Genomic DNA, 1,648 nt, shown 5'->3' with positions numbered 1-1,648 from the left:
AAAATAAAAAAGCACGGAGTCCCTAGCTCCGTGCTTTTTTTGCGTGCATACATGTTAGATGTATTTTCACTTCTTTTGCCTAACTATAGTATATCACAAGTTACTAAATACGCATTAATCGTTTTCGTTCGTCAATATCTGACGATTTAGCTACAAGCTTTTCAGATAGCTTTTCTTTCTCTATTTTCAGCCCACTCACTTCTAAAGAAAGTTTTGCTTTTACATTCCGCAACTCACACAACTTATTCTCTGACTTTCTAATCTCTTCTAATAAATCAGCACTTTTACATTTCAATGTATCTGGGTCGAAGTCATTAATAATGCGTTCCTGTTGTTTCCGTCTTTCGTCTAAGTGTTGAGTTATCTGTTCCAACCTCTCAACTTCCGTACGCAGTTCAATCACTTTCTTGTCCGTTCGCTCTGCGGATCGGCGGACAAGAAATAACCCAAACCACCACAAGAAACAGATAACACCTGGCACGATAACAGGAGCATAATGTTCAGCTTTAACGCTACTGATATATAACGCTATTGGCTCTCTCTCTACATCACTTGCACCATAGCCATACTCATAACCAATTCGCCCCTTGTTGATGTTAAGGGAAGCCATAAGTTGATTAATGCTATCTTGATTACTAGCACTTTCATAATACCGCTCTGAAAAGCCATTACTTTGACCTTGCTCAATCGCTATTTTATAGCGATACGCAAGACTATCAGCAAACAATACTTTCTCATACGCTTGACTTAAACCAAAGCACATTATGAAAGCTACTAAAATAAAGCTCAAAATAGACCATTTAAAGCCCCATTGTGCTACATAGATAGATAGGATAACCCCAAACACCAAAATAAGCGTAAAAAGGCAATTAATGCCATTTAAAAAACCAAAGTCCATATTATCGACTGAACCCCCTCGAAATTGTTTGTCCTAAACTATTATTTCTCTCCAACAAACTAGATACATCATCACGATTAAATGCACCTAATGACTTGGCTCGTGCCTTATTTCCACCTTGCTCATAAGTAATATTGCCTGTGCTTGTCATTCGACTAATCGTGATACCTTTCTGTTGTAACGCTCGCTCAAAATCATCTTTGCTTTTAATGTTCTTGTCTTTCCATATGTCTTGCAAGTCCTGTCGAAGCGTATCTTTCCACGATTTAGTAAGATAATTCTCATCGGTTTTCTTGCTCGTTGGTTGCATGCCAGCGTGTCTTTCACGCTCATTCTTGATAGCCTTGCTTTGGTCTAACGTTCGTAACCCATATTTCTTACAAATTTCATCGTTAAGGCGGTATAAATCTTTAGTTAGAATGTCAGCACCTTTTGACACTTCAAGGCTCTTAGCGTTTGAAATTCGCAATTTTTTGCCTGTTTCTGAATTAACGGAGTTAATAATCAAGTGATTGTGTAAATTATCGGTATCGTTGTGAGTTTCAACTACAACTTGATACCCTTTTTTCGCAAACACTTCTGCCAGTTCCTTGCCCATTTCGTGAACATCTTCCGCATTGTAAGATTGTTCTCCATGCTCATTATCAAAAGATTGGACTATCCAATAATATTGCCTACCCTCTGTCTTATCAAAAAGCTCCTTTGTGAGTTGCATATCTTCCGCCCATTCCTCAGGGCGATCAATGTTGA

The 1,648-nt window shown here is 38.3% G+C and carries 2 protein-coding genes; both read right to left on the bottom strand.

What is annotated here, in order from left to right; translation table 11 throughout:
- Positions 1-103 precede the first annotated feature (103 nt).
- On the bottom strand, positions 104-898 hold the full coding sequence (locus HMPREF1477_RS09465; protein WP_016476645.1) for a hypothetical protein: 795 nt from the start codon (positions 896-898) through the stop codon (positions 104-106).
- Between the two features lies 1 nt (position 899).
- A partial coding sequence (locus HMPREF1477_RS09460) for a relaxase/mobilization nuclease domain-containing protein (protein ID WP_016476644.1) occupies positions 900-1,648 on the bottom strand: 749 nt, incomplete at its 5' end.

This window comes from Veillonella sp. HPA0037, from assembly GCF_000411535.1.
Taxonomy (GTDB): Bacteria; Bacillota; Negativicutes; order Veillonellales; family Veillonellaceae; genus Veillonella; species Veillonella atypica.
Note: the sequence above shows the minus strand (reverse complement) of the source record. Positions and strands in the feature narration are given on the sequence as shown.